This window comes from Pseudomonas haemolytica, assembly GCF_009659625.1.
GTDB lineage: Bacteria > Pseudomonadota > Gammaproteobacteria > Pseudomonadales > Pseudomonadaceae > Aquipseudomonas > Aquipseudomonas haemolytica.
This window is the reverse complement of sequence record NZ_VOIW01000003.1, coordinates 206,207-231,148: the sequence shown is the minus strand read 5'-3', so window position 1 is coordinate 231,148 and position 24,942 is coordinate 206,207. Positions and strand designations below refer to the sequence as shown.

The window sequence follows — 24,942 nt, the reverse complement described above, 5'->3', positions numbered from 1 at the left end:
AGGCCACTATCAGGAAGCGAAGGCTTATGCGCAGCGAAACAATGAACACCTTGATTGTGGCGAGGGCGCTTGCTCCCTCGCCACAGTGGATCAGGCTGGTTTTAGCGTCCGCGCTTCCACAGATACCCACCCACCACAATCCCCATCAAGCACAGGGCAGCAACGTAGTAAGCCGGGCCCATCGGGCTTTCCTTCATCAGCAGCGACACCGCCAACGGCGTCAGCCCACCGAACACGGCGTAAGCCACGTTGTAGGAGAACGACAAGCCACTGAAACGGACCACGGGTGGGAACGCCTTGACCATTACATACGGCACCACGCCGATGGTGCCCACGAACAGACCGGTCAATGCGTACAACGGGAACAGCCAGTCCGGGTGGGCCATGAGGCTGTGATACAGCGTCCAGGAGGTTGCCAGCAGCAGCGCGCAACCGGTGACCAATACGCGACCGGCACCAAAACGGTCGGCCAGGGCACCCGAGGCGATGCAGCCCAGGCTCAGGGTCACGATGGCCAGGCTGTTGGCCTGCAGCGCAACTGTGGGGCTGAAGTGATAGACGGTTTGCAGCACGGTCGGGGTCATGAGGATAACAACCACGACGCCGGCCGACAGCAGCCAGGTCAGCAGCATCGACAGCACAATGGCGCCGCGGTGGTCGCGCAGCACTGCGCGCAACGGCAGTTCGGCAGCCAACGTCTTGCGTTGCTGCATCTCCGCGAAAATCGGCGTTTCGTGCAGCCAGCGGCGCAGGTACACCGACAGCAGGCCAAATACGCCGCCGAGCAGGAACGGGATGCGCCAGGCGTAATCGGAGACCTGCTCCGGGGTATAGGCTGTATTGATGGCGGTAGCTACCAGCGAGCCCAGCAAAATACCGGCGGTGAGGCCGCTGGTCAGGGTGCCGCAGGCGTAGCCGATGTGGCGCGGTGGCACGTGTTCGGAGACGAACACCCAGGCGCCCGGTACTTCGCCGCCGATTGCCGCGCCCTGGATGATGCGCATCAGCAGCAGCAACAGCGGCGCCCACAAGCCGATCTGCGCGTAGGTGGGCAGCAGGCCCATGATCAGGGTCGGCACGGCCATCATGAAGATGCTCAGGGTGAACATCTTCTTGCGCCCCAGCAGGTCACCGAAGTGCGCCATGATGATGCCGCCCAAAGGGCGCGCCAGGTAGCCGGCGGCGAAGATGCCGAAGGTCTGCATCATGCGCAGCCATTCGGGCATGTCGACGGGAAAGAACAGTTTTCCGACCACGGTGGCGAAAAACACAAAGATGATGAAGTCGTAGAACTCCAGCGCCCCGCCCAAAGCAGACAGCGACAGGGTTTTGTAGTCGTTGCGGGTCAGCGGGCGCGAGGGTTGCGCACTGCTTGCGGGCACGGAGGACATGGCAAGGTTTCTCTTATAGTAATCAGGACAGCAAGCCCGGGACTTGCGGCAGGTTTGGCAAGATAGCAAATCGCTTCAAAAAGCACAGCGTCGAGCATTTAACCGTTCAGTTGGAGGCAATATCACCGGCGCAGGGCAGCGCTCAACTCGGCCAGAAGCACAGTTGCCGTAAAAAGCCCCGATACAGCGCCTATTTACCGACAAAATGAATCTCGGGAGGTCGTCGCGACGCCAGCGTCTCGATATACTCGGCCGGTGCAGGCGCAAGAACCCGCAGTCTTGACGGGCTGCTGTGCCAAAACGTCGTTGGGTGCCACCCAGCCGATTTGGCAGAGTTTCCCTTCAGTACGCCTTACGAAAAACGCATCGCGCGGTGTATGTTGGTGCTGAAACGTTTTTCCAGAAGACGGCTATCCACTTGAAATACCCATGAGCGTCACGGGTCAGAGGCACCCTCGGCATGATCGAACTCGAACAAGAAGATCCTATCCCGCAAGGCGATCTCGCCCTGCAAATCACTGCACTGCCCCGTGAAACCAACGGTTTTGGCGATATCTTCGGCGGTTGGCTGGTCGCGCAGATGGACCTGGCCGGCACGGCAATGGCCAGCAAGGTCGCCGGTGGGCGGGTGGCAACCGTGGCCATTGATCGCATGGCGTTCCTGGTACCGGTGGCAGTGGGCGCGCAGCTTTCCTTCTATACCCAGGCCCTGGAAATCGGCCGCAGCTCGATTCAGATGATGGTCGAAGTGTGGAGCGATGACCCGCTGTCCAGCGAATGGCGCAAGGTCACCGAAGCGGTATTTGTGTTCGTCGCCATCGATGGCAGCGGCCGCACGCGTTCGGTACCGTCACGGGCGCGTTAAACCTCGCCGGGTTTTAACGGTCAATTGCCCCATTGCCTGCCATTGAGAGTGCTTTGTTATGCCTACGCCCCACGTTGAAACGGTGAAAGTCGACGAGCTGGACTGCTGGCGCATCCGCCACAACGGCGCCGAGCTGATGGTGGCCCGGCAGGGTGCGCATATCTTCAGTTACCAGCGCCAGGGCGAGCAGCCGCTGATCTGGCCGAACCCTGAAGCGCTGTTCAAGCAGGGCAAAGGCATTCGTACCGGCGTACCGGTGTGCTGGCCGTGGTTTGGTGTGTTCGACCGCAACCCCGATAGCGTCAAGGCGATGCGTCAAAGCGACCAACCTGCCGGAGCGCACGGCTTTGCGCGCACGGCACTCTGGGAATTGGCCGGCGCCGAGCTTGAAGGCGAGGCGTTGCGCGTTGACCTAGAGCTGCCAGTACCTGCGAGCGGCTTCCCCGGCTGGCCACATCAGGTCGACCTGAAACTGAGCCTGCTGCTGGATGACCAACTGCATATCTGCCTCACCAGCCACAACCGTGGCACCGACACCGTGACCCTCAGCCAGGCGCTGCACACCTACTTCGCCGTGAGCGATGTGCGCAACGTGCAGGTCGAGGGCCTGGATGGCTTGGCGTATATCGATACCGCCGATGGCTGGACCGAAAAGCAGCAATCCGGCCTGCTGCACTTCACCGCCGAGACGGATCGCATCTACCTGGATACGCCGGCGCAGTTGAGCATTGTGGATAAAGACTGGCAACGCCGCGTCCAACTCACCAGCCAGGGTTCGAACTCGACGGTGATCTGGAACCCCTGGACCGAGCGAGCCCAGGCTTTCGACGATATGGCCGATGATGGCTGGCAGGGTATGTTGTGCATCGAGACGGCGAATGTGCTGGATGATGTGGTGGCTTTGGCGCCCAGTGAAAGCCGCACTTTGGGTGTGAGTATCACCAGTACCACTTTGTAAACCCAATCAAAATGTGGGAGGGGGCTTGCTCCCGATAGCAGAGGGTCAGTCAGCACATTTGTGACTGATAGACCGCTATCGGGAGCAAGCCCCCTCCCACATTGGTTATGTGTGGTTTCAGAGATCGGATTCCTTTACGACCCGCACTTTCCCCGCCTCCAGCGCATAGGCTGCGTCGGCCAACTCATTGTTGACCTTCTCCACCTTCAACGTTCCCGTCACCCACAGTGGCGTGTAGATATCATCCAGCTTCAGGCCCTTGGGATAGCGCACCAGCACCAGTTGGTTAGGCGGCGGTGGCGGCACGTGGATGCAGGCGCCCGGGTAAGGCACCAGGAAGAACAGCGTGCTGCGGCCCTTGGCATCGGTTTCCAGCGGCACCGGATAGCCGCCAATGCGGATGTTCTTGCCGTTCATGGCGGCCACGGTCTTGGTGGAATACATCACCGCGGGCAGGCCTTTGCTTTGTTTCAAGCCGCCTTTGTCGGTGAACGTGCCTTGGGCTTCGGGGGAGTTGTGGTCGATCTCGGGCATGGCCTCGAGGGCCTTCTGGTCCGAAAGCGGCATCAGGTCGAGCCAATCGGTTTCCGGCAGTTCGCCAGCATGAGCCAGGCAAGAGCCCAGTAGAAGAAGAGTCAACAGAAGACGGCGCATGGAGAGGCTCGGCAAATACGATTGCCGAGCATTCTAGCCCTCTGCGCCTGCGCAGCGCAGAGGACTTTGTCGGCTGATTACTTCTTTTTGATCAGGCCGTAGATCACCAGCAACACGATGGCACCTACCAGTGCGCCGATGAAGCCCGCACCCTGGCCTGCCTGGTAGATCCCCAGTGCCTGGCCGCCATAGGTCGCGGCCAGGGAGCCGGCGATACCCAGCAGGATGGTCATGATCCAGCCCATGCTGTCGTCGCCAGGCTTGAGGAAACGCGCCAGCAGGCCAACGATCAAGCCGATAAAGATGGTTCCAATGATACCCATGGCATTTCCCTCTGATTGAATGTGAGTCATGACAAAGCCTAGTCAGGCTTTGTCATCCTGCAATCAGAGAGACGACGGTGACCAATGGTTCCCGCCGACTCCCGGCTTATTACTCGGCGATCAGCGCTTCGACCTTGAGGATCTGCGCCTGCAGCGTTGCGCGATCCTTGCAGCGCAGGTTGGCGTGACCGACCTTGCGCCCGGCCTTGAAGGCCTTGCCATAGTGATGCAGGTGGCAGTCATCGATGGCGATCACCCGCTCAACCGGCGGTACCACGCCGATGAAGTTGAGCATGGCGCTCTCGCCGACCTTGGCCGTGGAGCCCAACGGCAAGCCCGCCACCGCCCGCAGGTGGTTTTCGAACTGGCTGCACTCGGCGCCTTCGGTGGTCCAGTGCCCGGAGTTATGCACACGCGGGGCGATTTCATTGGCCTTGAGGCCGCCGTCGACTTCAAAGAACTCGAACGCCATCACGCCCACGTAATCCAGCTGCTTGAGCACGCGGCTGGAGTAGTCTTCGGCCAGGCCCTGCAGCGGGTGGTCGGTGCTGGCCACGGACAGCTTGAGGATGCCGCTGTCGTGGGTGTTGTGCACCAACGGGTAGAAGCGGGTTTCACCATCACGGGCACGCACGGCGATCAGCGAGACTTCACCGGTGAACGGCACGAAACCTTCCAGCAGGCAGGCGACGCTGCCCAGTTCGGCGAAGGTGCCGACCACATCGGCGGCGGTGCGCAGAACTTTCTGGCCCTTGCCGTCGTAACCCAGGGTGCGGGTTTTCAACACGGCTGGCAGGCCGATGCTGGCGACAGCGGCGTCCAGGTCTGCCTGGGACTGGATGTCGGCAAAGGCCGGTGTCGGAATGCCCAGGTCCTTGAACATGCTCTTCTCGAACCAGCGATCACGGGCGATGCGCAAGGCTTCGGCGCTCGGGTACACCGGCACGAATTGCGACAGGAAGGCCACGGTTTCGGCCGGGACGCTTTCGAACTCGAAGGTCACCAGGTCGACTTCGTCGGCCAGCTGGCGCAAGTGATCCGGGTCGCTGTAGTCAGCGCGCAGGTGTTCACCCAGGGCGGCGGCGCAGGCGTCTGGCGCCGGGTCCAGGAAAGCGAAGTTCATCCCCAGCGGAGTGCCCGCCAGGGCCAGCATGCGACCGAGTTGGCCGCCACCGATTACACCGATTTTCATCGTCAACAACCTCAGGCGATGCGTGGGTCTGGATTGTCCAGCACGCTGTCTGTCTGCTCAGCACGGAATTTTTTCAGCACCGCATGGAACTGCGGGTGCTTGGCGCCCAGGATGCTGGCGGACAGCAATGCGGCGTTGATCGCGCCGGCCTTGCCGATCGCCAGAGTCGCCACCGGAATGCCGGCCGGCATCTGCACGATGGACAACAGCGAATCCACGCCCGAGAGCATCGCCGACTGCACCGGCACGCCAAGGACCGGCAGGTGAGTCTTGGCCGCACACATGCCTGGCAGGTGCGCCGCGCCACCGGCACCAGCGATGATCACCTCGATGCCACGGGATTCTGCTTCATCGGCATACTGGAACAGCAAATCCGGGGTGCGGTGGGCAGAGACCACCTTCACTTCATAGGGAATGCCGAGTTTTTCCAGCATATCGGCGGTGTGGCTAAGGGTGGACCAATCGGACTTGGAGCCCATGATCACGCCAACCAATGCACTCATCGTCGTGCCTCTTCTCTCTGGGCGCCCGCAGGCGCGTCAAAAAACAACAAGCCACGCGGGAAATCCGGCGTGGCTTGTTGTACGAATTAAGGCCGGTTGGACCGGCCGAAGGCCGCGCAGTATACCGTAATAATCCAGATAAACAGCCCCTGGAATGACCATCTGTCTAACCGTCCAAACCGGCGGTTTTATTGACTTTCAGGTCAGCGAAAACACCACTAAATGCTGTGGCAAGCCAGCTTCCACACTTAACCGCGTTCGACCGACGGACTCTGCGCCGTCCCACCTTCCAACTTGCGCCACAACAACCGCACATTCGCTTTGCGCACCAACGCACAGCGATACAGGCGAATCTCCAGCGGCACATGCCATTGCGGCCCGCCGCATACCACCAGTTCGCCTCGGGCCAGTTCCGCACGCACGCTCAACTGCGGCACCCAGGCAATCCCCAGGCCTTCAAGGGCCATGCTCTTGAGGCTGTCGGCCATGGCGGTTTCGTAAATAGTGGTGAAACGCAGGGCCCGCTGGCGCAGCAGCAAATTCACCGAGCGCCCGAGGAACGCCCCGGCACTGTAGGCGAGCAACGGCACACTGCCCTCGCCTTCCAGGTCGAACAGCGGCTTGCCGTCGGCATCGGCGGCGCACACCGGGAGCATCTCGGTGTTGCCCAGGTGCAGGGACGGGAAGATCTCGGCGTCCATCTGCATCGCGGCGTCCGGGTCGTAGAACGCCAGCATCAGGTCGCAGCCGCCTTCGCGCAGGGCGTGCACGGCGTCGCCGACGTTGGTGGCGACCAAGCGCGTGGCGATGTTCAGTCCCTCGTTGCGCAGCTGTGCGATCCAGCGCGGAAAGAACCCCAGTGCCAGGGAGTGGGCAGCCGCCACTTGCATGACTTCGCCCTGCCCGCCTTCCAGGTGATGCAAATGGCGCAGCACTTCACCGAGCTGTTCGACCACCGTGCGCGCGGTCACCAGGAACAACTGCCCCGCAGCCGTCAGCTCCACGGGCGTGCGTGAGCGATTGACCAGGGTCAGGCCCAACGCCGCTTCAAGGCTGCGGATACGGCGGCTGAACGCCGGCTGGGTGACAAAGCGCCGTTCCGCTGCCTGGGAAAAGCTGCGGGTGGCCGCCAGGGCGCTGAAGTCTTCCAGCCATTTGCTCTCAAGGTTCATCACATCCTCCCACGGGTATGCACCATTTTGGCACACACGCCCGTCATCATAGCTGGGTCACATCCACATTATGCCGTTTGTGCATAGGCCAGTGTTTAACAGCATTGGCCCAAAAAGTTCTACAGGCCTAGCATTCGCAGCGTTCCGGCCAGTTCCGGGTCCATATCGAGATGATTTCCGTCATGTCCTCCGCTGCATCATTCCGCACAGAAAAAGACCTGCTTGGCGTACTCGACGTACCTGCCCAAGCGTATTACGGCATCCAGACCCTGCGAGCCGTGAATAACTTCCGTCTCTCCGGCGTTCCGATTTCGCATTACCCGAAATTGGTGGTCGGCCTGGCAATGGTCAAGCAAGCCGCAGCTGACGCCAACCGTGAGTTGGGCCAGCTCAGCGAAGCCAAGCACGCTGCCATCAGCGAAGCCTGTGCCCGCCTGATCCGCGGCGATTTCCACGAAGAGTTCGTGGTGGACATGATTCAAGGCGGCGCCGGCACTTCAACCAACATGAATGCCAACGAAGTCATCGCCAACATCGCGTTGGAGGCCATGGGCCACAACAAGGGCGAGTACCAGTACCTGCACCCCAACAACGACGTGAACATGGCGCAGTCGACCAACGACGCCTACCCGACCGCGATCCGTCTGGGTCTGCTGTTGGGCCACGACGCGCTGCTGGCCAGCCTCGACAGCCTGATCCAGGCGTTCGCCGCCAAAGGTGCCGAGTTCAGCCATGTGCTGAAAATGGGCCGCACCCAATTGCAAGACGCCGTGCCGATGACCCTCGGCCAGGAATTCCGCGCCTTCGCCACCACCTTGGGTGAAGACCTGGCCCGCCTGAAAACCCTGGCGCCGGAGCTGCTCACCGAAGTCAACCTGGGCGGCACCGCCATCGGTACCGGCATCAACGCCGACCCGCGCTACCAAGCCCTGGCCGTACAACGCCTGGCGACCATCAGCGGCCAGCCGCTGGTACCGGCGGCCGACCTGATCGAAGCCACCTCCGACATGGGCGCGTTCGTGCTGTTCTCCGGCATGCTCAAGCGTACCGCGGTGAAGCTGTCGAAGATCTGCAACGACCTGCGCCTGCTGTCCAGCGGCCCACGTACCGGCATCAACGAGATCAACCTGCCAGCGCGTCAGCCAGGCAGCTCGATCATGCCCGGCAAGGTCAACCCGGTGATCCCGGAAGCGGTCAACCAAGTGGCGTTCCAAGTGATCGGCAACGACTTGGCCCTGACCATGGCCGCCGAAGGCGGCCAACTGCAACTGAACGTGATGGAGCCGCTGATCGCCTTCAAGATCTTCGACTCGATCCGCTTGCTGCAACGTGCCATGGACATGCTGCGCGAACACTGCATCGTCGGCATCACCGCCAACGAAGCACGCTGCCGCGAACTGGTGGAACACTCCATCGGCCTGGTCACCGCGCTGAACCCCTACATCGGCTATGAAAACGCCACCCGCATTGCGCGTATCGCCCTTGAAAGCGGCCGTGGCGTGCTGGAACTGGTGCGTGAAGAAGGCTTGCTCGACGACGCCATGCTCGACGACATCCTGCGCCCCGAAAACATGATTGCCCCACGCTTGGTCCCGCTGAAGGCCTAAGCGTTTGTTGCACCGCTCACCAGGTTGAGGGACTAGACACCTCTCACCTTTTGAGGGCTTGAAGATTTCGATCTTCAGGCCCTTTTTTTTGCCTGCTCGCCCCTGCAAATATCTATATAGAAACGCACAACTGCGTTTCACATATAAAACAAATAAGCCCCTTCGTAACTTCCCGCGTTACCTGAAAAAGCACCCATTTCTCGCAACTTCCCACTGCACGCCCGGGCAGTGTGCAGTTTCGTGCCATATAAGAACCAATGTTTCATATACAAAACATCGTATTTTCAATCACTTGAACCCAACTTACTAATACAAAAGGATATTTACTAAAACCTTGTAGGAAATAACCCACTGGCATTGTTCATGCACTAAACGGCGTATCACCTATAAAACAGACCAGAGTACCTACCTGATGGCTGTGAAAGAGATGTACGCCGTGACGCCCCAATGGAATAACCCCGCTCTCAAGGGAGAGCTGGAGCCGACTGAAATTGAATTTCGCAATGTCGGTAAATGTTTCCCGGCCAAGGGTAAAGCGGACGCGCCCTTCGCCATTCGCGAGGTGAACTTCAAGATTCGCCGGGGTGAAGTGGTGTCGATCATCGGCCCTTCCGGTTGTGGCAAGAGCACCATTCTGAATATGGGCTCGGGCCTGTATCGCCCCAGTGAAGGTGAAGTGTTCGTCGGTGGCGAGCCGGTCACCGGGCCGGTGCCGCAAGTCGCGTTCATGTTGCAAAAGGACCTGCTGATGCCTTGGCGCAGCATCCGCCGCAACGTCGAACTGGGCCTGGAGATCCAGGGCGTGGCCGCCGCTACTCGGCAGAAGGTGGCCCTGGACCTGCTCGACCGCTGCCACCTCAATGGCTATGCCGATCACTACCCGTTCCAGCTCTCCGGTGGCATGCGCCAACGCGCCGCCCTGGCCCGCACCCTGGCCATCGACCCGCAGGTGCTGTTCCTCGACGAGCCGTTCTCGGCCCTCGATGCCCAGACCAAGATGATCCTGCAACAGGACATGGCGCGGATGCTGTTCGACGAAAAGAAGACCGCGCTGTTCATCACCCACGACCTGATCGAAGGCATCGCCATGTCCGACCGCTTGCTGGTCATGAGCGCCCGCCCCGGCACGATCATCGAAGAAATCAGCATCGACCTGCCATTTCGCGACAACCCCCTGGAGCGCCGCAAGCTGCCGGAAATCGGCCCGCTGGTAGGCCGCCTGATGGAGTTGCTCCAGGTCGGCGCCGACACCGAACTGCACTGATCACCGCCCTTGCGGCCCCCAACCGATTCAGGAGTCCCCATGCTCAAGTCTCTGTTTCAACGTCTCTGCGCCCTCAGCCTGAGCCTCGGTGTGGCCTGTGCCGCCCAGGCACAGCCGACCAAGGTCACCTACCTGCTGCCAGCGCCGCCCAACTCGCCGGCGTTTGCACCGTGGATCATCGCCAAGGAAAAAGGCTACTACGCCGCCCAGGACCTGGACCTGACCTTTATCGCCGCCAAAGGTGGCGTGGACGTCGCCAAGCAGATCGGCGCCGGCAATGCCCTGATCGGTGGTGCCATCGGCGACACCCCGATTGTGGTGCGGGCCAACGGCATTCCAGTACGCGCCGTGGCGGTGCTCGGAGACGGCGGGGTGACCATGATCGCCACCAACGCCAAGGACAACATCAATAGCGTCAGCGACCTCAAGGGCAAGACCATGACGGTGATGTCGTACTCCGACACCACCTACTACGCCCTGCTCGCCTCGCTGCGCAAAGCCGGGCTGGGCAAGAACGACGTGAACATCCAGGCCGCCGGCCCCGCTGGGGTCTGGCAGTTGTTCTCCGCCAACAAGGCCCAGGCCATGGCGGGTGTGCCGGACTGGGTGATCAATGCCGAGGAAGCCGGGTTGCAGATCAAGCTGATCCCCCAGGACCAGATCTTCGAAAGCATGGCCCAGGCGATCCTCGCCTCGGACGACGCCATCAAGCAGCAGCCACAGATTGTGCGTGGCGTGGTCCAGGGCACCCTGCAAGGCATGCGCGACATCATCCAGGACCCTCGCGCCGCCGCCGTGACCTTCGCCAAGGCAGTACCGGCCTATGTCGGCAAGGAAGACTCGCTGGAGAAGATCTTCAAGCTCTACGTCGAACACGTCTACGCCAAGCAGGCCGTGCTCGGGCACATCGACCCGGAGCATCTGGACAAGGTGCGCCAGTTCTACGTCAGCGAAGGCATCGTCACTCAAGCGACCCCACTTGAGGAGCTCTTCACCAACCAATTCGTCGACAGCCCGGTCGCCGCACAGTGAACCGCCGGGACATTGAGGTACGCACACGATGAAAAGCAATAACTCCGTACTCGGTAGCGTCGCGCTGATGATCCTGTTCCTGGTCCTCTGGCAATGGGGCCCCGGCCTGCTCGGCATGCCCGAGTTCGTCATGCCCAAACTCAGCCGCGTGGCCCAGGAAAGCCTGGTGATGTGGCAGACCGGCGGCCTGCTGCAACACACCCTGATCACTGCGCTGGAGATCGTCGTCGGCTTCGCCCTCGGCGCCCTGCTCGGCGTAATGATCGGCGTATCACTGGGCCTGTCGCCGGCAGCCGAAGCCATGCTGTCGCCGTACATTCTGGCCTTGCAGATCGCCCCCAAAGTCGCCTTCGCGCCGCTGTTCGTAATGTGGCTGGGCTACACCATCTACCCGAAGATTCTGATCGCGATCCTGATCGTGTTTTTCCCGGTGATGATCAACGTGCTCTCGGCGATCCGCACCGTCGACCCGGACATGATCAACCTGGTACGCACCATGAACGCCAGCCGCTGGCAGATCTTCCGGCTGGTGGAGTTCCCGTCGGCCATGGCCGCGCTGTTTTCCGGACTGCGCATCGCTTCGACCCTGGCGGTGATCGGCGTCACCGTCGGCGAGCTGGTGGGCGGTAACCAGGGCCTCGGCTTCTTGCTGGTGGACGCCGAGGGCCAGGGCAATACGGCTGGGGTGTTCGTCGCCATTGTCGCGCTGACCGTGATTGGGGTGATCGCCTACGGCGCGGTGGTGTGGGCGGAAAAACGCGTCCTGCACTACATGCCCAAAGCCATGTTGAGCACCCAATGATGAGCCGCCATGATCGTTTGCTTACAGGCCGCCGCGTGCTGGTCACCGGTGGCGCCCGTGGCCTGGGCTATGCCTTTGCCCAGGCCATCGGCGAGGCCGGTGCGCGGGTGGTGATTGCCGATGTGCTGCACGAGCGTGTGCAGCAGGCCGCCTGTGAATTGCGCGCGCTGGGCCTGGAGGTGCAGGCCGTGACTGTGGACCTGGCACAACCCGAATCCATCCAGGCGTGTATCGAATCAACCCTGAGTTTGCTGGGCGGCCTCGACGGCCTGGTGAACAACGCCTCGATCACCAACTCCGGCGGCAAGGGCTGCGAAGCACTGAGCATCGACACCTGGGACCAGGTGATGCAAGTGAACGTACGCGGCACCTGGCTGATGACCACCGCCTGCCTGCCGGCCCTGCGCGCCAGCGGCCAAGGCGCCATCGTCAACCTGGCCTCGGACACCCCGTTGTGGGGCGCGCCGAACCTGTTGGCCTACGTGGCCAGCAAGGGCGCAATCATCGCCATGACCCGCAGCCTGGCCCGGGAGCTGGGCTGCGACAACATCACCGTCAACGCCATCGCCCCCGGCCTGGTGCTGGTGGAAGCCACCGCCTACGTACCCGAGGCACGCCACCGTTTGTACAACGACCAACGGGCCCTGCAACGCCCGCAATTACCCGAAGACGTCAGCGGCGCCGTGCTGTTTGCGCTGTCCGACCTTGCCCGCTTCATCACTGGACAAACCCTGCCGGTCAACGGCGGGTTCGTCATGCCTTGATCTGGAGACTGTCATGACTGATCTATCTGCCGAAAACGACACCCCGAAAAGCTGGGACCGCCCTGCCGGCGCCAGTCTGGAAAGCTGGATGAGCACGCGCATCGCCCGCTACGAGACGCGCAAGTACGACTGGGATGCGCTGAAGTTCCAGGCCGACTACGACCCCAAGTTCCGCCGCGCGCAAATGCGCTATATCGGCACCGGCGGCACCGGCATCAGCACCGACATGAACACCATCCCGTCCGAGCACTTCACCTTTTCCACCATGGTGATCCCGGCCGGCCACGAAGGCCCGCCGCACCTGCACATTGACGTCGAAGAAGTGTTCTTCGTACTGCGCGGCAAACTCAAGGTCGTGCTCGAGAAGGACGGCGAGCGTTTCGAGACCATCCTCACCGACCGCGACGTGATTTCCGTGCCACCCGGCGTGTACCGCGAAGAGATCAACATCGGCGACGAAGACGCGCTGATGTGCGTGATGCTCGGCGCGAAAAAGCCGATCACCCCGACCTATCCGCCAGAGCACCCTCTGGCCTCGATCAAGCGCGGGTAAGCCCATGTTGCCAGGACTCACTCAAGCCGCGCCGACGGCTCATCTGCAAGCCCAACTGCAGCGCGATTTCCCCCAGCAACGGGTCGCCTCGGCGGGTGGCCAGCAGGCCCTGCGCGAATGCGGCACGGGGCCTGCGGTGGTGTTGCTGCACGGCATCGGTTCCGGCGCGGCGTCCTGGCTGCAGGTGGCACAGCATCTGGCGGCCCAGGCTCGGGTCATTGCCTGGGACGCGCCCGGCTATGGCGACTCCAGCCCCCTGGAATCGCAAGTACCTAAAGCCGAGCAATACGCCGCCCGCCTGGCGCAGATGCTCGATGCGCTGGATGTTGAAGAGTGCGTGCTGGTGGGGCATTCCCTGGGCGCACTGACCGCCCTGGCATTCGCTCGCAGCGCGCAGGCCAGACGGGTGAGCCGCCTGGTGCTGATCAGCCCCGCTCGCGGCTATGGCGCGCCAGAGCGTAGCCCGCAGCGCCAGCAGGTACGCCAGCAACGCCTGGCCAACCTGCAACGCCTGGGCATCGCCGGGCTGGCCGAGCAACGCAGCGCCCACATGCTCTCGCCCCGCGCCCAGCCCGAAGTATTGGCCTGGGTGCAATGGAACATGGCGCGCCTGAACCCGGTGGGTTATCGCCAGGCCATCGAACTGCTGTGCGGCGATGACCTGCTTCGCCACGGCCAACCTGCGATGCCCTGCGAAGTGCATTGCGGTGAAGCCGACGGCATCACCACGCCCGACACCTGCCTGGGCGTGGCCAAGGCCCTGGGTGCCAGCTTCAACCTGATCGCCGACGCAGGCCATGCCAGCCCCATCGAACAACCGCTGGTGGTTGCCGGTCGCCTGGCCTACGCCCTCAAACAATCCCTGACAGGTAAAACCTTATGAACGACTCAGATCTGCTGAAGGATGCCCAGGACAAATACATCGTGCCGGGCCTGGAGCGCGGCTTGCTGCTGCTCTGCGAGTTCAGCCGGCGCAACCGCACCCTGACCGCGCCGGAGTTGGCGCGGCGCCTGGCGCTGCCGCGCTCGACGATCTTCCGCCTGCTGACCACCCTGGAAACCATGGGCTTCGTGACGCGCAGCGGTAACGAATACCGCCTGGGCATGTCGGTGCTGCGCCTGGGCTTCGAGTACTTGGCGTCGCTGGAGCTGACCGAACTCGGCCAGCCGCTGCTGGCGCGGTTGTGCGACCGGGTTAACTACCCGAGCAACCTGGTGGTGCGCGACGGACGCTCCATCGTTTACGTAGCCAAAGTCTCGCCACCTTCGGTGTTCTCCAACGCGGTCAACGTCGGCACCCGTTTGCCGGCCCATGCCACGGTATTGGGGCGCATCCTCCTCGAAGATCTGTCACTGGCCGAACTGCGCGAACTGTACCCCGAGGAGCACCTGGAACAGCACTCCCATTGCACGCCAAAAACCGTGATGGAGCTGTTCGACCTGGTCCAGGCCGATCGCCAGCGCGGCTTTGTCAGCGGCGAAGGCTTCTTTGAGTCGGCGATTTCCACGGTGGCCGCGCCCGTGCGCGACCAGAGCGGCGGCATCGTTGCAGCCCTCGGCGTGACCATCCCCACCACGCAGATCGCTCACGTGAATTTTGAAGAGCTGTTGACCCAAGTGCGGCGCAGTGCCGACGAACTGTCGCGCCTGCTCAACTACAACGGCGGCGCCCACAGCGGGCAACCTCGCGTCACTGCCTTGATGAGAGATTGAGATGAGCCTTTATCAATTGCAGGGCCGCACCGTGATTGTCACCGGTGGCTCCTCGGGTATCGGCCTGGCGTGCGTCGAATTGCTATTGGAGGCCGGTGCCGCCGTGGCCTTCTGTGGGCGCGACGCCGATCGCCTGGACCGTGCCGAAGCCAGCCTGCGCCAACGCTTCCCGCAGGCCCGATTGCTGGCTCAGGTTTGCGATGTGCTCGACGGCGAATCAGTCAACGCCTTTGCCAGCATCAGCCGGGCCACGCTTGGCGACGCCAGCGTGTTGATCAACAACGCCGGGCAAGGCCGGGTCTCGACCTTTGCCGACACCACCGACAGCGCCTGGACCGAAGAGCTGAACCTGAAGTTTTTTTCGGTGATCAACCCGGTCCGCGCCTTCAAGCCGCAACTGCAAAGCCAGGTCGACGCCGCCATTGTCTGCGTCAACTCGCTGCTGGCCAGCCAGCCGGAGCCGCACATGGTCGCGACCTCCGCCGCCCGCGCCGGGATCAAGAACCTGGTGCGCTCGATGGCCACTGAGTTCGCCCCGCAGGGCATCCGTGTCAACGGCATCCTGATTGGCCTGGTGGAATCCGGGCAATGGCGCAGGCGCTTCGAAGCGCGTGAAGAGCGCGACCTCGACTGGGCGCAATGGACCGCCCGCCTGGCCCAACAAAAACATATTCCCCTGGGGCGCCTGGGCCTGCCGATTGAAGCGGCCCGCGCGATCCTGTTTCTGGCCTCGCCTCTGTCGGCTTACACCACAGGCAGCCATATCGATGTATCCGGAGGCCTGTCCCGCCATGCGTAATGAAAACACTGTCACCGTGGGCGCTGCCATCACCGCCTTTCTCGAACAATGCGACGTCAAGGCCGCGTTTGGCGTGATCTCGATCCACAATATGCCGATCCTCGATGCCTTCGCCGTGCGCGGCAATATCCGCTTTGTCATGGCCCGGGGTGAAGCCGGCGCCGCCAACATGGCCGATGCCTATGCCCGCACCACCGGCGGCCTGGGCGTGTGCCTGACCTCCACCGGCACCGCCGCCGGGAATGCCGCTGGCGCCATGGTTGAAGCACAGACCGCAGGCACCCCGCTGCTGCATATCACCGGGCAAATCGAGACGCCGTACCTGGACCAGGAGCTGGCGTATATCCACGAAGCCCGCGACCAGTTGAACATGCTCAAGGCCGTGTCCAAGGCCGCCTTCCGCGTGCGCAGCGTCGAGACCGCCATCAGCACCCTGAAGCTTGCGGTGCAGACCGCGCTGACCGCGCCGACCGGCCCGGTCAGCGTCGAGATCCCGATCGACATCCAGTCGACCTTTATCCCGATGCCCACCGACCTGTCGCCACTGCCGATTCCGGTCGCCGTGCCGGCGCCGGAAGCGCTCGACCTGGTAGCCGAGCGCCTGGCCAGTGCCAAGCGCCCGATGCTCTGGCTCGGTGGCGGTGCGCGGCATGCCGGGGCGCAGGTCAAACGCCTGCTGGCGATGGGCGTTGGCGTGATCACCTCGACCCAGGGGCGCGGCGTGGTCAATGAAGACGACGAGCGTTGCCTGGGAGCGTTTTCGCAGAACAAGCGCGTCGAGCAGTTCCTGCAAACCTGTGATGCATTGCTGATCGCAGGTTCGCGCCTGCGCAGTAACGAGACATTCAAGTACGCGCTCAAGCTGCCGCAGAACACCTTGCGCATCGACGCCAACCCGGCCATCGAAGGCCGCAGCTATGCCAGCGAGCTGTTTATCTGCGGCGATGCGGCCCTGGCCCTGGACGGCTTGGCTGATCGCCTGGAGGGCCGCCTGCACACCGACCCGCAGTTCCTCGTCGAGCTGAAGGCCGTGCGTGAGCAATCGCGCAGCCAACTGGTGGCGGACCTGGGCCCCTATTCGGCGATGGTCGAGCAATTGCAGGCCAGCACCGGGCGCAACTTCTCCTGGGTGCGCGATGTGACCCTGTCCAACAGCATCTGGGGCAACCGGCTGCTCAACCTGTACCACCCGCGTGCCGGGGTTCACGCCCTCGGTGGCGGTATTGGCCAGGGCCTGGCGATGGGCATCGGTGCCGCAGTGGCGGCGGCTGAAACCGCGCCCGAACGCAAAGTGTTTGCCCTGGCGGGCGATGGCGGTTTCATCCTCAACCTCGGCGAACTGGCGACCCTGGTGCAGGAGCGCGCCAACCTGGTGATCCTGCTGATGAACGACCAGCGCTACGGGGTGATCCGCAATATCCAGGACGCGGTCTACGGCAGCCGGCATTGCTACGTCGATCTGCACACCCCGGACTACACCAAGCTCGCCGAATCCATGGGCCTGCGCCACGGCCTGGTCACCGACCTCAAGGACTTCGGCAAAGTGGTCGACAGTGCGCTGAGCCAGCCCGGCCCGTTCCTGCTGGAAGTGGACATGCTCAGCGTGGGCAACTTCGCCACTCAGTTCGCCGGCCCGCCCAACAGCGAAACCAAAACCCAGAAGGCCACCGCCTGAGGATCGCCGCATGTTGCATATCACCATGATCGGCTGCGGCGCCATTGGCGTCGGCGTGCTGGAGTTGCTGGAGAGCGATCCGCAGTTGTGCGTGGACTACGTCATCGCTTCCGAGGGCTCCGAGGCCTTGGTGCGCCAGCGCCTGGCCAGTTTCAAACAACCACCGCAAGTGCTCACGGCATTACCGGCTGATACACGCCCGGACCTGCTGGTGGAGTGCGCCGGTCACCGGGCCATCGAGGAACATGTGCTGCCGGCCCTGGAGCGCGGTATTGCCTGCCTGATTGTCTCGGTGGGCGCCTTGTCTGAGGTGGGCCTGGTGGAACGCCTGGAGGCCGCCGCCGCACGCGGCAAGACCCGCATTGAGCTGCTGCCCGGTGCAATTGGCGGCATTGATGCGTTGTCAGCGGCCAAGGTCGGCGGGCTGGACTCGGTCAACTACACCGGGCGCAAGCCGGCCCGTGCCTGGAAGAACACCCCCGGCGAGCAGGCTTGCGACCTGGACAGCATCAGCGAAGCCACGGTGATCTTCCAGGGCAGTGCCCGCGAAGCCGCGCGGCTGTACCCCAAAAACGCCAACGTCGCCGCGACCCTGTCCCTGGCCGGGCTGGGCCTGGATCGCACCCACGTCACGCTGATCGCCGACCCCCACAGCGACGAAAACGTCCACCACTTCGAAGCCCGTGGCGCCTTTGGCCGTTTCGAGTTGAGCCTGCGCGGCAAGCCGCTTTTGGCCAACCCCAAGACCTCGGCGCTGACGGTGTACAGCGTGGTTCGTGCGCTGGGCAACCACGCCCATGCCATCTCAATTTAGGAGCCCGTCGATGACCCTCGAACAGACTTTACCGATCTGCATCGCCGGCCACTGGCGCCTGGGCCGTGGCGAGCGCTACGCCAGCCGCTACCCGGCCACCGGCGAAGCCGTTGCCTGGCTCAATGCCGCCGATTTACAGGATGTGGAAGACGCCATCCAGGGCGCGCACCAGGCCTTCCTGCACAGCGGCTGGGCCCAGCGTAAACCCCACGAACGGGCCGGCGTGCTGTACCGCATCGCCGAGTTGATCCGCCTGCACAGCGAAGAGCTTGCGCAGTTGCAGCGCCAGGACAACGGCAAGCCGATCAATGAAACCCGCGCCTTGGTGGCCAGTGCTGCCGGCACCTTCCAGTTCTTCGCCGCCGCCTGCGAAACCCTGGAAGAAACCATCACCCCGTCGCGCGGTGATTTCGTCAGCATGAGCGTGTATGAGCCGATGGGTGTGGTTGCCGCAATCACCCCGTGGAACTCGCCGATTGCCAGCGAGGCGCAAAAGGTCGCGCCAGCGCTGGCGGCGGGCAATGCGGTGGTGATCAAGCCGGCGGAAATCACCCCGCTGCTGGCGCTGCGCCTGGCACGTTTGTGCGAGGAAGCCGGCCTGCCCAAGGGCCTGATCAGCGTGCTGCCAGGCAAGGGCACACTGCTGGGTGATGCGCTGACCCGCCACCCGCTGGTCAAGCGCGTGTCGTTTACCGGCGGTACCCGCACCGGCAAGCACATCGCCCATATCGCCGCCGACAAGATGATGCCGGTATCCCTGGAGCTGGGCGGCAAGTCGCCGACTATCGTCCTTGATGACGCCGACCTCGACCACGCAGTAGCGGGCGTGCTGTACGGCATTTTCAGCTCCTCGGGCGAGGCGTGTATTGCCGGCTCGCGACTGTTTGTCGCGCGCGCCTTGTACGAACCCTTCATGCAACGCCTGGTGGCCGCCGCCGCCAACCTGCGCATGGGCGACCCGGCTGACGAAAACACGCAGATGGGCCCGCTGATCAGCGCCGACCATCGTGAATCGGTGGAGCGTTATGTCGCCCTCGGCCTGGCCGAAGGCGGGCGCCTGCGTCTTGGCGGGCAGCGTCCCAGCGGTGGCGTGTATGACCAGGGTTACTTCTACCCGCCGACCATCCTTGAGGGCCTGCACAACCAACAGCAGGTGTGCCAGGAAGAAATCTTCGGCCCGGTGCTGGTGGCCATGCCCTTCGACGATGAAGAGCAACTGCTGGAACAGGCTAACGACAGCCTCTACGCCCTCGCAGCGGGGATCTGGACCCGCGACTATAAGCGCGCCTGGGCCCTGGGCCGGCGCTTGCAGGCCGGCACGGTGTGGATCAACACCTACAAGCAGTTCTCGATTTCCACGCCATTTGGCGGTTGGCGCGACAGTGGCCTGGGCCGCGAAAAAGGGCGCCTGGGGATCCTGCAATACATGGAACAGAAGAGCCTTTACTGGGGCATGAACCAACAGCCACTGGCCTGGGCCGGTGTGCCACACGAGGTAGCGTGATGAGCGTTTTAGGTATTGATGAAGTCACCTATGGCGTCGAAGACCTCGACACCTGCGTGCGTTTTTTCAGCGACTGGGGCCTGACCCTCGTCAGCACCCAACCCGATGAGGTGGTTTTCGAGACCCTCAACGGCTGCCGCGTGGTACTGGCCGACCTGAACAAACCGGGCCTGCCGCCCGCCATCGAAGCCGGTTCCACCGTGCGCGAAGTGGTGTGGGGCGTGGCCGACGCTGCCGACCTGGCGCTATACGCCGAACGTATCGCCAACGACCCGGGGTTTGTCGAGGGCAACGGACGCATCGGCTGCACCGACCCCAACGGCCTGGCGATCCGCCTGCAGGTGACGCGCAAGCGCGAGCTGGAGATCGAGTGCAGCGGCCACAACACCTGGCAGACCAAGGGCCGGATCAACAAGGCCGCACCGATCTACGAGCGCGCCACACCGATCGAGGTCGGCCACGTGGTGTTTTTCGTCAAGGACGTGAACGCCTGCGAAGCCTTCTACCACGAGCGCTTCGGCTTCCAGGCCTCGGACCGCTACCCGGATCGTGGCGCCTTTTTGCGCACCGCCGAGGAAGGCGGCCACCACGACCTGTTCATGCTGCAACTGCCGGCGCCACGGGCCGGCCTGAACCATGTGGCCTTTACCGTTCGCGATGTGCACGAGGTATTTGGCGGCGGCATGCACGTGTCCCGCAGCGGCTGGCCGACCGAGATCGGCCCCGGGCGCCACCCGGTGTCTTCGGCGTTTTTCTGGTACTTCAAAAACCCGGCCGGCGCACTGGTGGAGTACTACGCCGACGAAGACCAACTGACCGGCGAATGGCAGCCACGCACCTTTGAACCGGGCCCCACGGTGTTCGCCGAATGGGCGATTGCCGGCGGTATCGACGGTAATACCCGGCGCCAGCAACACGTGGAGGCGCCGCAAGGCAAGTTCCTCACCGACAAACCCAAATCCTGAGCAGGAGTCGCCCATGCCTTCCCTGAATATTGCTATCGCCGGTGCCGGTATCGGCGGCCTGACCGCCGCCATCGCCCTGCATCGCGCCGGTCACCAGGTCACTGTGTTCGAACAGTCCAAGGCCTTTTTGCGGGTCGGTGCCGATATCAACCTCACCCCCAACGCGGTACGTGCGCTGGATGGCCTGGGCATTGGCGCCGCCGTGCGCATCCCTGCCGCCCGGCCGACCCATCGCATCAGCCGGATGTGGGACAGCGGCGAAGAGACTTCGCGCCTGGAAATGTCCGACGCCGCCGAGCAGAAATACGGCGCCCCGCAACTGACTATCCACCGCGCCGACCTGCTGGCAGCGCTGGCTGAGGTGTTCCCGCTGGAGCAGGTGCAGTTCGCCAAGCGCGCCGAACGGGTTGAGCAACATGACGACGGCATTTGCCTGCACTTCAAGGATGGCAGCCAGCACCGCTGCGATGTGCTGATCGGCGCCGACGGCATCCACTCGGTGGTGCGCAACGCGCTGTTTGGCGAAGAGCACCCGCGCTTTACCGGGGTGGTAGCGTACCGCGCCGTAGTGCCGGCCGAGTGCGTGGCCCATGTGCCGAATATCCAGGCCTTTACCAAGTGGTGGGGCCCCAACCCGCAGAGCCAGATCGTCACGTTCCCGCTCAACCAGGGCAAGGACATCTTTATCTTCGCCACCACCGCCCAGGACAGCTGGCACGAAGAGTCGTGGACCAGCGCAGGCGATGCTGACGAGCTGCGCAGCCACTATCAGGCGTTCCACCCCGACGCCCGTGCCCTGCTGGATGCGTGCAGCGATGTGCTCAAGACCGCGTTGTATGAGCGCGACCCGCTGCCGTTCTGGTCCAAGGGCGCGATCACCCTGCTGGGCGATGCCTGCCACCCGATGATGCCGTTCATGGCCCAGGGCGCCGGCCAGGCCATCGAGGATGCCGTGGTGCTCGCCCGTTATCTGCAAGACCTCGACAGTCAAGCCCAGGTCGCTGACGCCTTGCAGGCTTACCAGCAGGCGCGCCTGGAACGCACCAGCCAGATCCAGATCGGCTCGCGCGGCAACCAGTGGCTCAAGGACGGCGGCAACGCCGACTGGGTCTATGGCTACGACGCCTGGACCGTCCCCACACAAAGCGCGGCCTGAACATGAGCGACACCTTGCTGGTGACTGTGCTGCTCAAGCACGACCAATCGAAGAACCTGGAAGACATTCAGCGGCATATGAAGCAGCAGGACTGGTGGGAACGCTTTCCGCCCCAGGGCGTGGAGCTGGTGAGCTGGACCGTGGCCATGGGTCTGGGCCAGATCGTCACGCTGCGCCTGCCACCAAGCCTGCTGCCCGCCCTCAACGTCGAGCTTGAACGCTCGGCGTGGGGCGTATTCAGCACCGAGGTTTTCCCGACATACGACTTTATCCCGGTGCGCGAAACGATCCGCGAACGGGTACGCAACGGAGGTCAATGAGATGAGCACTACCGAACGATTCCTCGAACCCCATCAGGCGCGCAAACGGCCCAATACCCAATTTGAAGAGCTGCTGGGTGACTCCATCGAACGCGCCTTCGGCAACGGCGTGACCGAGCTGCCGGCGCTGCTCGCCCACCTCAACCTGGCCGGCCCGCCCTGCCCGCTGACCAGCGGCGAGTGGACGGCAGATGCCTATCAAACCCTGATGGCCCGGCTGGGCGAATGACCCGGCAGAAGGAATAAAACAATGACTACGCAACTGACCGTCGACCCTGTTGAAAACCATCTGGCCAATGGCCTCAAAGACCTCTGGTTCCCGGTATTACCCTCGGACCTGCTGGGGGAAAAGCCGGTGTCGGTGCGCCGCCTTGGCTACAAGATTGCCCTGTGGCGAGACAACGATGGCCGCGTCCATGCCCTGGAAGACCATTGCCCTCATCGCGGCGCGCCGCTGTCCCAGGGCCCGGTGCTGGGTGATCGTTTGCAGTGCCCGTATCACGGCATCGAAGTGCGCTGTGACGGCACCGTGACCAAGGTGCCGGGCAGCCCCGGCTGCAAACTCGAGGGCAGCCGCCCGACCCGCATGTTCCATACGCGCGAAGCGGCGGGTGCGATCTTTTTGTTCAACGCCACCGACCCGCACTTGCAGACACCGCCGGAACTGGTGTTGCCCGAGCAGCTTACTTCCCCTGAGTGGAGCAGCTTTGTCTGCTACACCGAGTGGAAAGGTGACTACCGCTACGTGATCGACAACGTCATGGACCCGATGCATGGCACCTACCTGCACAAGATGTCGCACTCGATGAGCGAAGGCGAAGCCACCGCCAAGTTCGTCACCCGCGACACCGACAACGGGTTCTTCTTCGAGAAGGAAGGCCAGCGCGGGGTGAACTTCGACTGGACCGAGTTCATGGACAACGGCTGCCACTGGCTGCGCCTGGAAATCCCCTACCCGAAAACCGGCGGCCCGGGCGGCAACTTCACCATTATTGGCAGCTATACGCCGAGCAGCCGCGCGCTGTCAGCCGTGTTCCACTGGCGTTGCCGACCGCTGACCGGCTGGCAGCGCGACACCTGGCGCTTCCTCTACAAGAACCGCCTGGAAGCCCGCCACTGGGCAGTGCTGGAACAGGATCGGGTGCTGTTGGAGTTCATGGAGCCGGACGCCAACCAGCGCGAAAACCTCTACCAGCACGATCTGGGTGTGGTGCGCATGCGCCGTTACCTGAAGAACGCGGCCAAGGCCCAGCTTGAACTGATCGCAGCGAAGCAGCTGCCATGAACCCGGTCGTGGTGGCGCCCGCCGGGGCCAGTTGGTCGAATGCGCTGCTGATCGGTCGCGAGGTGGTGATGTCGGGGATGACTGCGCACCCCGCCAGCCGCGAGGCGACCCTGGACTGCTACGCCCAGACCCTGGTGGTGCTGGGCAAGATCCAGGCCCTGGTGGAGGCTGCCGGTGGGCATATCGGCACTATCTACCGGCTGACGGTGTACCTCACCGATATTGCCGACAAGGACCAGGTGGGCCGCGCCCGTCGGGATTTTTTCGGCGGGCAGGCAGTGTTTCCCACGTCGACCCTGGTGGCCGTCAGCGCGCTGGTGTTTCCTGAACTACGGGTCGAGATCGAGGCCAGTGCCCGGCTCGATGTCGACCTGCGTACCGTCACAGAGGTGAATGATGTCTAAGCCCTCCCTGCTCACCGCCCGCGTGCACACTCTGCGCTATGAAGCCGAAGGCATCATCAGCGTCGAGTTTCGGCCGTTGGGCGATACCGTGTTCCCGCCGTTCGAGGCCGGCTCGCACATCGACCTGCACCTGGCCAACGGCCTGGTGCGCAGTTACTCGCTGCTCAACTCTCCCAGCGACCAGGGGCGCTATACCGTCGGCATCCTGCGTGACCGCAACAGCCGGGGTGGCTCGGAATATGTGCACAGCCAACTGCGGGTCGGCATGCCGCTGTCGATCTCGGCGCCACGCAACAACTTCGCGCTGGACCTGAGCGCCAGCCACAGTGTGCTGGTGGCTGGTGGCATCGGCATTACGCCGATCTACTGCATGTTCCGCCAGCTGCTGGCCCAGGGGAAATCCGCCGAGCTGATCTACTGCGCGCGCTCGCGCCAGGAAGCGGCGTTGGTGGAGGCGTTGAACGGGCTCGATGCGCGGGTGGTGTACCACTTCAATGACGAAAAAGGCGTGCCGCCCGACCTCGCCGCCTACCTCGCCGGCCAACCGGCAGATACGCACTTCTACTGCTGCGGGCCGACGCCGATGCTGGATGCCTTTGAGAGCACCTGTGAGCGCCTGGGTTACCCCCATGCGCATATCGAGCGCTTTACCGCCGCCGAACTGGCGCCCAGCGAAGATGCCCGGAACAGCTACAGCGTGGAACTGAAAAAATCCGGCAAGACGCTGACGGTGGAACCCGGTTTGAGCTTGCTGGATGTGCTACTCGAAGCCGGTTGCGACATTGACCACAGCTGCCGCGAAGGGGTATGCGGCTCCTGTGAAACGCGGGTGGTGGAAGGTGAGATCGACCACCGCGATGGGGTGCTGACCAAGGCCGAGCGTGCGGCGAACAAGTCGATGATGGTGTGTGTTTCCGGCTGCAAGAGCCAACGGTTGGTGCTCGACCTCTAACCCCCCACCCCCTGTAGGAGCGAGCTTGCTCGCGAAGAACGTTAACGATAACGCGGTTTATCCTGAATAACCGCGTTGCCCTTAAGCTCTTCGCGAGCAAGCTCGCTCCTACAGTTCGTCCATAAAACATCGGCGTGCCCACTTCGCTGGCAACGTGCAATAAAGACGCACCTATCACGGGCAATGTTGTTACCCACTTTCCTGCCTGTTTCATGGGTTATACAAGTTGATTTGTCTCTTATATAAACAATTGTTTTTAAACGTCTTTTATGTAA

27 protein-coding genes are annotated in these 24,942 nt (G+C 63.0%); 21 read left to right on the top strand and 6 right to left on the bottom strand.

From position 1 onward, the window contains the following. Window positions 1–101: 101 nt before the first annotated feature. Entirely contained in the window at window positions 102–1,391 is a 1,290-nt protein-coding gene (locus FRT59_RS11455; RefSeq protein ID WP_034116468.1) for an MFS transporter, read from the bottom strand. A gap of 460 nt (window positions 1,392–1,851) precedes the next feature. Between FRT59_RS11455 and FRT59_RS11450 the strand changes: the two genes are divergently transcribed. Both FRT59_RS11450 and FRT59_RS11445 read left to right on the top strand, forming a co-directional pair. Then, on the top strand, window positions 1,852–2,256 hold the full coding sequence (locus FRT59_RS11450; protein WP_003176975.1) for an acyl-CoA thioesterase: 405 nt from the start codon (window positions 1,852–1,854) through the stop codon (window positions 2,254–2,256). Between the two features lie 58 nt (window positions 2,257–2,314). After that, window positions 2,315–3,214 carry a D-hexose-6-phosphate mutarotase gene (locus FRT59_RS11445; RefSeq protein ID WP_153871264.1) on the top strand — a complete coding sequence of 300 codons (900 nt, stop codon included), beginning with the start codon at window positions 2,315–2,317 and terminating at the stop codon, window positions 3,212–3,214. A gap of 117 nt (window positions 3,215–3,331) precedes the next feature. Here the strand turns inward: FRT59_RS11445 and FRT59_RS11440 are convergent, their stop codons facing one another. The 5 genes from FRT59_RS11440 to FRT59_RS11420 all read right to left on the bottom strand — a co-directional run bounded on the left by FRT59_RS11440 (window position 3,332) and on the right by FRT59_RS11420 (window position 7,058). Then, window positions 3,332–3,868 (bottom strand): DUF3299 domain-containing protein, encoded by a 537-nt coding sequence (locus tag FRT59_RS11440; protein WP_034116470.1) that lies wholly within the window; start codon window positions 3,866–3,868, stop codon window positions 3,332–3,334. Window positions 3,869–3,945: 77 nt separating this feature from the next. After that, entirely contained in the window at window positions 3,946–4,191 is a 246-nt protein-coding gene (locus FRT59_RS11435) for a GlsB/YeaQ/YmgE family stress response membrane protein (protein WP_005792540.1), read from the bottom strand. 109 nt (window positions 4,192–4,300) lie between these two features. Beyond that, window positions 4,301–5,383 (bottom strand): 5-(carboxyamino)imidazole ribonucleotide synthase, encoded by a 1,083-nt coding sequence (locus FRT59_RS11430; RefSeq protein WP_034116471.1) that lies wholly within the window; start codon window positions 5,381–5,383, stop codon window positions 4,301–4,303. 11 nt (window positions 5,384–5,394) lie between these two features. After that, window positions 5,395–5,886, bottom strand: a complete 492-nt coding sequence (gene purE / locus FRT59_RS11425) for a 5-(carboxyamino)imidazole ribonucleotide mutase (RefSeq protein WP_003176980.1) — start codon at window positions 5,884–5,886, stop codon at window positions 5,395–5,397. Window positions 5,887–6,134: 248 nt separating this feature from the next. After that, on the bottom strand, window positions 6,135–7,058 hold the full coding sequence (locus FRT59_RS11420; RefSeq protein WP_034116472.1) for a LysR substrate-binding domain-containing protein: 924 nt from the start codon (window positions 7,056–7,058) through the stop codon (window positions 6,135–6,137). A gap of 182 nt (window positions 7,059–7,240) precedes the next feature. On the opposite strand from FRT59_RS11420, the gene aspA reads away from it, so the two are divergent. The 19 genes from aspA (at window position 7,241) to FRT59_RS11325 (ending at window position 24,667) form a co-directional block, all read left to right on the top strand. Further along, window positions 7,241–8,665, top strand: a complete 1,425-nt coding sequence (gene aspA / locus FRT59_RS11415) for an aspartate ammonia-lyase (RefSeq protein WP_153871263.1) — start codon at window positions 7,241–7,243, stop codon at window positions 8,663–8,665. A gap of 427 nt (window positions 8,666–9,092) precedes the next feature. Beyond that, a complete protein-coding gene (locus FRT59_RS11410; RefSeq protein WP_233094206.1) occupies window positions 9,093–9,929 on the top strand; it encodes an ABC transporter ATP-binding protein in 837 nt (278 codons plus the stop codon). A 39-nt stretch (window positions 9,930–9,968) separates the two neighbouring features. Next, window positions 9,969–10,961: an ABC transporter substrate-binding protein gene (locus FRT59_RS11405; RefSeq protein WP_153871261.1), complete on the top strand. Its 993-nt coding sequence runs from the start codon at window positions 9,969–9,971 to the stop codon at window positions 10,959–10,961. A 28-nt stretch (window positions 10,962–10,989) separates the two neighbouring features. Continuing rightward, on the top strand, window positions 10,990–11,763 hold the full coding sequence (locus FRT59_RS11400; RefSeq protein WP_153871260.1) for an ABC transporter permease: 774 nt from the start codon (window positions 10,990–10,992) through the stop codon (window positions 11,761–11,763). Then, entirely contained in the window at window positions 11,760–12,527 is a 768-nt protein-coding gene (locus FRT59_RS11395; protein ID WP_411829004.1) for an SDR family oxidoreductase, read from the top strand. Before FRT59_RS11400 ends, FRT59_RS11395 begins: the two co-directional genes overlap by 4 nt. A gap of 13 nt (window positions 12,528–12,540) precedes the next feature. Then, window positions 12,541–13,080 carry a cupin domain-containing protein gene (locus FRT59_RS11390; protein WP_034116478.1) on the top strand — a complete coding sequence of 180 codons (540 nt, stop codon included), beginning with the start codon at window positions 12,541–12,543 and terminating at the stop codon, window positions 13,078–13,080. A 4-nt stretch (window positions 13,081–13,084) separates the two neighbouring features. Next, on the top strand, window positions 13,085–13,963 hold the full coding sequence (locus FRT59_RS11385; RefSeq protein ID WP_153871259.1) for an alpha/beta fold hydrolase: 879 nt from the start codon (window positions 13,085–13,087) through the stop codon (window positions 13,961–13,963). Then, on the top strand, window positions 13,960–14,793 hold the full coding sequence (locus tag FRT59_RS11380) for an IclR family transcriptional regulator (RefSeq protein WP_034116480.1): 834 nt from the start codon (window positions 13,960–13,962) through the stop codon (window positions 14,791–14,793). Before FRT59_RS11385 ends, FRT59_RS11380 begins: the two co-directional genes overlap by 4 nt. 1 nt (window position 14,794) lies before the next feature. After that, window positions 14,795–15,592: an SDR family oxidoreductase gene (locus FRT59_RS11375; RefSeq protein WP_153871258.1), complete on the top strand. Its 798-nt coding sequence runs from the start codon at window positions 14,795–14,797 to the stop codon at window positions 15,590–15,592. After that, the gene (locus FRT59_RS11370; protein WP_153871257.1) at window positions 15,585–17,267 is read left to right on the top strand and encodes a thiamine pyrophosphate-binding protein; all 1,683 of its coding nucleotides are present in this window, start codon (window positions 15,585–15,587) and stop codon (window positions 17,265–17,267) included. Before FRT59_RS11375 ends, FRT59_RS11370 begins: the two co-directional genes overlap by 8 nt. Window positions 17,268–17,277: 10 nt before the next feature. Further along, the gene (locus FRT59_RS11365; protein WP_034116483.1) at window positions 17,278–18,081 is read left to right on the top strand and encodes an aspartate dehydrogenase; all 804 of its coding nucleotides are present in this window, start codon (window positions 17,278–17,280) and stop codon (window positions 18,079–18,081) included. A 10-nt stretch (window positions 18,082–18,091) separates the two neighbouring features. Beyond that, on the top strand, window positions 18,092–19,585 hold the full coding sequence (locus FRT59_RS11360) for an aldehyde dehydrogenase (RefSeq protein WP_153871256.1): 1,494 nt from the start codon (window positions 18,092–18,094) through the stop codon (window positions 19,583–19,585). After that, window positions 19,585–20,550 carry a VOC family protein gene (locus FRT59_RS11355; RefSeq protein WP_153871255.1) on the top strand — a complete coding sequence of 322 codons (966 nt, stop codon included), beginning with the start codon at window positions 19,585–19,587 and terminating at the stop codon, window positions 20,548–20,550. The genes FRT59_RS11360 and FRT59_RS11355 overlap by 1 nt, the downstream gene beginning before the upstream one ends. 13 nt (window positions 20,551–20,563) lie before the next feature. Next, window positions 20,564–21,706 carry an FAD-dependent monooxygenase gene (locus tag FRT59_RS11350; protein WP_153871254.1) on the top strand — a complete coding sequence of 381 codons (1,143 nt, stop codon included), beginning with the start codon at window positions 20,564–20,566 and terminating at the stop codon, window positions 21,704–21,706. Window positions 21,707–21,708: 2 nt separating this feature from the next. Continuing rightward, window positions 21,709–22,026 (top strand): hypothetical protein, encoded by a 318-nt coding sequence (locus FRT59_RS11345; RefSeq protein WP_034116487.1) that lies wholly within the window; start codon window positions 21,709–21,711, stop codon window positions 22,024–22,026. A gap of 1 nt (window position 22,027) precedes the next feature. Next, on the top strand, window positions 22,028–22,255 hold the full coding sequence (locus FRT59_RS11340; protein ID WP_034116488.1) for a recombinase-like helix-turn-helix domain-containing protein: 228 nt from the start codon (window positions 22,028–22,030) through the stop codon (window positions 22,253–22,255). Window positions 22,256–22,276: 21 nt separating this feature from the next. After that, the gene (locus FRT59_RS11335; protein ID WP_153871253.1) at window positions 22,277–23,311 is read left to right on the top strand and encodes an aromatic ring-hydroxylating oxygenase subunit alpha; all 1,035 of its coding nucleotides are present in this window, start codon (window positions 22,277–22,279) and stop codon (window positions 23,309–23,311) included. Then, window positions 23,308–23,715: a Rid family hydrolase gene (locus tag FRT59_RS11330; protein WP_034116490.1), complete on the top strand. Its 408-nt coding sequence runs from the start codon at window positions 23,308–23,310 to the stop codon at window positions 23,713–23,715. The genes FRT59_RS11335 and FRT59_RS11330 overlap by 4 nt, the downstream gene beginning before the upstream one ends. Continuing rightward, window positions 23,708–24,667, top strand: a complete 960-nt coding sequence (locus tag FRT59_RS11325) for a PDR/VanB family oxidoreductase (RefSeq protein ID WP_153871252.1) — start codon at window positions 23,708–23,710, stop codon at window positions 24,665–24,667. The genes FRT59_RS11330 and FRT59_RS11325 overlap by 8 nt, the downstream gene beginning before the upstream one ends. Window positions 24,668–24,942: the final 275 nt, after the last annotated feature.

Coding starts and splice junctions, on each gene's coding strand:
- FRT59_RS11455 (WP_034116468.1), bottom strand. CDS start 1,391: ATGTCCTCCGTGCCCGCAAGCAGTGCGCAACCCTCGCGCCCGCTGACC.
- FRT59_RS11450 (WP_003176975.1), top strand. CDS start 1,852: ATGATCGAACTCGAACAAGAAGATCCTATCCCGCAAGGCGATCTCGCC.
- FRT59_RS11445 (WP_153871264.1), top strand. CDS start 2,315: ATGCCTACGCCCCACGTTGAAACGGTGAAAGTCGACGAGCTGGACTGC.
- FRT59_RS11440 (WP_034116470.1), bottom strand. CDS start 3,868: ATGCGCCGTCTTCTGTTGACTCTTCTTCTACTGGGCTCTTGCCTGGCT.
- FRT59_RS11435 (WP_005792540.1), bottom strand. CDS start 4,191: ATGGGTATCATTGGAACCATCTTTATCGGCTTGATCGTTGGCCTGCTG.
- FRT59_RS11430 (WP_034116471.1), bottom strand. CDS start 5,383: ATGAAAATCGGTGTAATCGGTGGCGGCCAACTCGGTCGCATGCTGGCC.
- purE (WP_003176980.1), bottom strand. CDS start 5,886: ATGAGTGCATTGGTTGGCGTGATCATGGGCTCCAAGTCCGATTGGTCC.
- FRT59_RS11420 (WP_034116472.1), bottom strand. CDS start 7,058: ATGAACCTTGAGAGCAAATGGCTGGAAGACTTCAGCGCCCTGGCGGCC.
- aspA (WP_153871263.1), top strand. CDS start 7,241: ATGTCCTCCGCTGCATCATTCCGCACAGAAAAAGACCTGCTTGGCGTA.
- FRT59_RS11410 (WP_233094206.1), top strand. CDS start 9,093: ATGTACGCCGTGACGCCCCAATGGAATAACCCCGCTCTCAAGGGAGAG.
- FRT59_RS11405 (WP_153871261.1), top strand. CDS start 9,969: ATGCTCAAGTCTCTGTTTCAACGTCTCTGCGCCCTCAGCCTGAGCCTC.
- FRT59_RS11400 (WP_153871260.1), top strand. CDS start 10,990: ATGAAAAGCAATAACTCCGTACTCGGTAGCGTCGCGCTGATGATCCTG.
- FRT59_RS11395 (WP_411829004.1), top strand. CDS start 11,760: ATGATGAGCCGCCATGATCGTTTGCTTACAGGCCGCCGCGTGCTGGTC.
- FRT59_RS11390 (WP_034116478.1), top strand. CDS start 12,541: ATGACTGATCTATCTGCCGAAAACGACACCCCGAAAAGCTGGGACCGC.
- FRT59_RS11385 (WP_153871259.1), top strand. CDS start 13,085: ATGTTGCCAGGACTCACTCAAGCCGCGCCGACGGCTCATCTGCAAGCC.
- FRT59_RS11380 (WP_034116480.1), top strand. CDS start 13,960: ATGAACGACTCAGATCTGCTGAAGGATGCCCAGGACAAATACATCGTG.
- FRT59_RS11375 (WP_153871258.1), top strand. CDS start 14,795: ATGAGCCTTTATCAATTGCAGGGCCGCACCGTGATTGTCACCGGTGGC.
- FRT59_RS11370 (WP_153871257.1), top strand. CDS start 15,585: ATGCGTAATGAAAACACTGTCACCGTGGGCGCTGCCATCACCGCCTTT.
- FRT59_RS11365 (WP_034116483.1), top strand. CDS start 17,278: ATGTTGCATATCACCATGATCGGCTGCGGCGCCATTGGCGTCGGCGTG.
- FRT59_RS11360 (WP_153871256.1), top strand. CDS start 18,092: ATGACCCTCGAACAGACTTTACCGATCTGCATCGCCGGCCACTGGCGC.
- FRT59_RS11355 (WP_153871255.1), top strand. CDS start 19,585: ATGAGCGTTTTAGGTATTGATGAAGTCACCTATGGCGTCGAAGACCTC.
- FRT59_RS11350 (WP_153871254.1), top strand. CDS start 20,564: ATGCCTTCCCTGAATATTGCTATCGCCGGTGCCGGTATCGGCGGCCTG.
- FRT59_RS11345 (WP_034116487.1), top strand. CDS start 21,709: ATGAGCGACACCTTGCTGGTGACTGTGCTGCTCAAGCACGACCAATCG.
- FRT59_RS11340 (WP_034116488.1), top strand. CDS start 22,028: ATGAGCACTACCGAACGATTCCTCGAACCCCATCAGGCGCGCAAACGG.
- FRT59_RS11335 (WP_153871253.1), top strand. CDS start 22,277: ATGACTACGCAACTGACCGTCGACCCTGTTGAAAACCATCTGGCCAAT.
- FRT59_RS11330 (WP_034116490.1), top strand. CDS start 23,308: ATGAACCCGGTCGTGGTGGCGCCCGCCGGGGCCAGTTGGTCGAATGCG.
- FRT59_RS11325 (WP_153871252.1), top strand. CDS start 23,708: ATGTCTAAGCCCTCCCTGCTCACCGCCCGCGTGCACACTCTGCGCTAT.